The sequence below is a fragment of the Planctomycetota bacterium genome (assembly GCA_035384565.1).
Lineage (GTDB): Bacteria > Planctomycetota > PUPC01 > DSUN01 > DSUN01 > DAOOIT01.
Map to the genome: position 1 here is coordinate 1 of DAOOIT010000143.1, position 4,202 is coordinate 4,202.

Genomic DNA, 4,202 nt, shown 5'->3' on the forward strand with positions numbered 1-4,202 from the left:
TGATGTCCTCCTTGATCTCCTTGACCTTGTCCTCGGTCTTGAGCACCTCGCCCTCGGTGCCGTAGGTCTTCACGTCGCAGTAGAAGGGGACGACCAGGCCCGCCTTGATGTCGGACTTGTTCAGCGAGTTGCGCATCTGGTCGAGCATCCCCTGGTCGGGCATGACCAGCTTGGAGCCGAACTGCCCGCCGACCTGGACGAACCGGAGCGGCGTGGTCCAGCGCTTGGCGATGGCGGACTCGCTTTTGCGGTAGTCGCGCAGCAGCGCGATGGCGTGGAACGCGGGGAGCACCATCGAGTTGCCGCGCGGGGAGAAGCTCGGCGCGTCCCACTTGAGATGGACGAGCTGCTCCAGGGGCAGGCTGATCCCCTCGCCGATGGCGCCCTCTTCGGGGAACTGCTTGGCCTCGGTCAGCTCGCCCTGGACGAGCTTGAGCTTGACCGAGACGGGGTTGATGCACTGGACCGCGGCGATGTCGTCGCCCTTGTCGGTATAGGCCTTGTAGCCCACGCAGTCGCCCTTCACGAGGAGCTGGAGGACCATGTCGCGCACAAAGGCGTCGAGGCCCACGCGCTCGGCGAACTCATAGACTTCGGCCTCGACCTCCTCGTCCTCGCAGTTGAACCCGACCTCGTCGCCGATGGCGAAGGTCCGCCAGGCGTTGACGGCGTTCTTGACGATGGGTTCCTCGGTGTAGTACTCCCAGGCCAGCTTGGCGCGCTCCTCCCACGCCTCCGGCACCGCTTCCTCGACGTTGAGCGCGCGGAAGACGCCGGAATCGAGGGCAGCGGCCGCCGCGAGGCCCCGCGGCTCCACCGCGACCGTCGAGAGCTTGCCGTCGCTGTCCTGGCCGATGACCTGCATCGTCGCCGTCCCTCCCTACTCGGCCTCGGCGTTGCCGCCGTTGCCGTTGCCGTTCGCGGCCCGCGCCTTGTCCACCGCGGCCTCGGTGACCTGGTAGCCGATGACGTTGAGCACCAGGGTCGCCGCGCCGACGATGACCTGGACCGCCGCGTCCGTCCCCGCCGGGGCCACCACGCCCACGGTCACGAGGACCGACACCACCATCCCCGCCACAGCCAGCAGGAATCGCCGGCTCGCCCAGCGGGACACCGCCTTGACCTCGTTCTCTGCCATTGCAGGCTCTCCTTTCCGTCAGGGCAGAATGCCGAGCTTGTCCACGCACCACCACACGAAGGGCTCCTCCCGACTCACCGCGCCCGTCTTCAGCCTGTCCACCAGGCGCGTGACCTGGGGGTCCTCGGCCGAGGCGCCGTAGCCGCGGAAGAAGACCCGCCCGCAGTGTCTCGTGTGGGCGAAGGCCCAGGCCGAGCCGTCGGCCGCATCCGTGGGGCCGATGACGGCCAGGTTGAACTTCAACCGCTCGCGCAGCAGCGGCATCGCGCGCCTCTCCAGGGGCAGGTGCGCCACGTTGCGGGCGCCCACGAACTCCAGAACGGGCCGGATGTGCGGCGACTCGTCCACGTCCAGCGAGATGACCTGCCGGGCGAACCGGCTCAAGAGCGCCGTCAGCACGCCCTCCCGCGTCCCGACCTCGACGACCGTGTCCAGCCGCAGCGACCAGAGCTTCTCCATCTGCCGCAGGAGCACTCGTTGCCCATTGGCGATGCCGAGGGACGACACCACCAGTTCCTCCCCGATCTCGGGCACCAGGCAGCCGATGAAGCCGTCGAGGATGCGTTGCACGATCTCGTACACGTCTGCACTCCTGCTCACGGGAAGATCTCGTCCGTCCAGTAGAACTGGAGCCTGGGCACGACGACCTCCACCTCGTCGAGCCGGCGCTGGTCGCGGGCGAGCATCGCGCACCGCACGGCGTCCACGATGTGGTCGTTGCCCTTCGAGAAGATGGTGTTGCTGCCCACGAGCTGGTAGCTGTGGGTCGTGAACTGGTCCACCAGCTCGACGTCGCCCTCGGGCAGCCGCAGCTCCCCCCTGTGGAGGGCGCCGTTGATGAGGCTCGTCATGTGCTCCTTGGCGCGTTTCTTGAGGAGCTGCCCGTTCTGCTCGGCGATGGTGATGGCCGAGCCGAAGTCGTAGCCGTGGAGCCTCGACTCCAGGTTCAGCTGGCGGTACTTGTCCAGCGTGGTCAGCTCCTGGACCACCGCGAGGCCATTTCCCCCCTTGTCCACGCCGATGCCCAGCGGGGCGTAGTAGCGGTCCAGGAGCGCGATGGCCTCGGAGATGTGCGGGTAGGCCACGTGCTCCATGTGGACGCGCAGCACGAGCTTCATCCGCACCTTGCCCTCGTCCGAGGTCTCGTGGAAGACGACGAGTTCGGTCGGGTCGTTCGTGTAGCCGAGGTCGCCTCCGATCCAGAAGGTCCCGTCCTGCGGCCCGAGGTTGAGCAACATCTCCAGGCGGTTGAAGGCCGCTGCCTCCGACTCGCACTCCGCGAGCGACTCACCCGTGATGGAGACCGCCTGGTACTCGTCGTAGGTCTTCAGGCAGCGGCCCAGGCCCTCGGCGCTGAACGCCCCGTAGACCTGCTTGCCGTGCTCGCCGGCGACCTCGTGCTGCCAGGCGGCCGTGTCCTTCCCGCCGTAGAACTGGGCCAGCTCCGCCTCCCGCTCCGCGCTCCAGGCCGGGTTCAGCCAGCTCGGCCAGCGGAAGACCTTCCACTCCTCCGCCTCGGTCATGCGGAAGTACGTGGTGTTGCGGACGCCGCTCGGCGTCGAGTAGATGCGGAACACCCCGCCCGCCTTCAGGCACTGGCGGAGCGCCTGCCACGCCTTCTCCGTGAGCCAGGCCCCCTCGTCCACCCACAGCCGGTCGACGTGGAGCGAACGGAAAGCGTCGCCGTACGATCCCGCCGGGCGGAAGTGGAGGACCGAGCGGTTGGTGAACTCGATGCGGAAGTACGGCTTGCGGACGATCTTCGGGTGGCCCTGCGCGGTCTTGGCGATGCTGGCGTTCAACTCCTCGCAGGCGTTGATCTGGTGCTCGACCTCGTCGATGATCGTGTCGAGGTGGCCCTGGTGCGGCGCGGCGATCAGCCCCTGCCGGCCCCGGCCCGTGAAGGCGAAGTGCAGCACGTCGGTGCTGAGCGAGATCGTCTTCCCGACCGCTCTGCCGTCCTGGTGGACGATGTTCAACGCCGGGCACCGCAGGTCCTCGACCTGGTGGGGCCAGTAGCGCCGCCGCGACCCGTCGCGGTTGCGCAGGTAGTGTTCGCCCCAGAGGACGGGGTCCTCGAGCCGTGCGATGATGGCTTCCCTGTCGTCCGGCGAGAGCACCGGCTCCCGCGCTCGCCCTCCGCGCCGCGCGGCATCCCTGTGGGCCGCCCGCCGCTTCGGGTCGTGCCAGAAGCAGTAGTCGCTGCCCTTGACCGCGGCCACGCGGCACCCGGTGCCGTCGGGCAGGCTCCCCTTGCACGCTCTCTTTGCCACGGCTACGCCCCCGAAAAGAATCTCATCTTTGGCCTTGCTATTCGCGGCGACCTATGCCCCTATGTGTCCTGAGCGGACGGCACGAGGCCCGTCAGCGGGACGGCCCGCCGCCGCGAAGGCCAGGGCAGAACCAATCGAAAGGAGGCCACGATGCCCAGCCAGTTGACCCTGAAGGACGCCGCACCGCAGTACCTGGAGCACCTGCGGGCGGCAGGGAAGAACGAGCACACCGTGAGGACGTATGGGAAGGCCCTCGAGGCCATCGCCGGCTTCTTCGGCGAGGCCAAGACACTGAAAACGCTCCGGCCCGCCGACGTCGGGCGGTTCCTCAAGAGCGACGCCTTGCTCAAGAAGCCCAACGGCAAGGAGCGCGCGAAGCCGACCATCGACCAGATCGTCCGCGTGCTCCGCATGCTCCTGGAGTGGGCGCAGGCCCAGGGCCACGTTGCCGCCATCGCGTTCCCCCAGGACGCCATGCCGAAGCGCCGCCGCAAGCAGCAGGCCGCCAACCAGCAGACACAGGAGCCGGAGGCCGAAACCCATGAAGCTCAGCCTGGCAATTGAGTGCTTTCGCACCCAGCTCGAAGCCAACGCCCACTCATGCCACACCATCGGAAGCTACCTCCACGACCTGGGGTTGCTCGCCGCGGCCCTCGGCCCCGAGTCCGAGCTTGAGGCCATCACGACCGACGCCCTCGCCCGGTTCCTGACGGGCGCCCCCGTCACGCGCAAGCCCGACGGCTCGCCCAAGGCGCCCGGCTCGGTGGACAAGGTGAAGACGAGCGTCAAGG

Annotated in this window: 6 protein-coding genes; 2 read left to right on the forward strand and 4 right to left on the reverse strand. The window is 68.3% G+C overall.

Going from position 1 to position 4,202, the window contains the following annotated elements; all coding sequences use genetic code 11:
* The 4 genes from PLE19_23865 to PLE19_23880 all read right to left on the reverse strand — a co-directional run.
* A partial coding sequence (locus tag PLE19_23865; GenBank protein HPD17985.1) for a hypothetical protein occupies positions 1-865 on the reverse strand: 865 nt, incomplete at its 3' end.
* Positions 866-880: 15 nt separating this feature from the next.
* Positions 881-1,138: a hypothetical protein gene (locus PLE19_23870; protein ID HPD17986.1), complete on the reverse strand. Its 258-nt coding sequence runs from the start codon at positions 1,136-1,138 to the stop codon at positions 881-883.
* An 18-nt stretch (positions 1,139-1,156) separates the two neighbouring features.
* A complete protein-coding gene (locus PLE19_23875) occupies positions 1,157-1,738 on the reverse strand; it encodes a hypothetical protein (GenBank protein HPD17987.1) in 582 nt (193 codons plus the stop codon).
* Positions 1,735-3,411, reverse strand: coding sequence for a hypothetical protein (locus PLE19_23880; GenBank protein HPD17988.1), 1,677 nt, complete (start codon positions 3,409-3,411; stop codon positions 1,735-1,737). The genes PLE19_23875 and PLE19_23880 overlap by 4 nt, the downstream gene beginning before the upstream one ends.
* 150 nt (positions 3,412-3,561) lie before the next feature.
* On the opposite strand from PLE19_23880, the gene PLE19_23885 reads away from it, so the two are divergent.
* Together PLE19_23885 and PLE19_23890 are read left to right on the forward strand one after the other, a co-directional pair.
* Positions 3,562-3,975 (forward strand): site-specific integrase, encoded by a 414-nt coding sequence (locus PLE19_23885; protein HPD17989.1) that lies wholly within the window; start codon positions 3,562-3,564, stop codon positions 3,973-3,975.
* Positions 3,953-4,202 (forward strand): hypothetical protein (locus PLE19_23890; protein HPD17990.1); only part of this gene is annotated, 250 nt, incomplete at its 3' end. The genes PLE19_23885 and PLE19_23890, both read left to right, overlap by 23 nt.

Excerpts from the sequence above, each read along its gene's own strand:
- PLE19_23870 (HPD17986.1), bottom strand. The coding sequence starts at position 1,138 with ATGGCAGAGAACGAGGTCAAGGCGGTGTCCCGCTGGGCGAGCCGGCGA.
- PLE19_23885 (HPD17989.1), top strand. The coding sequence starts at position 3,562 with ATGCCCAGCCAGTTGACCCTGAAGGACGCCGCACCGCAGTACCTGGAG.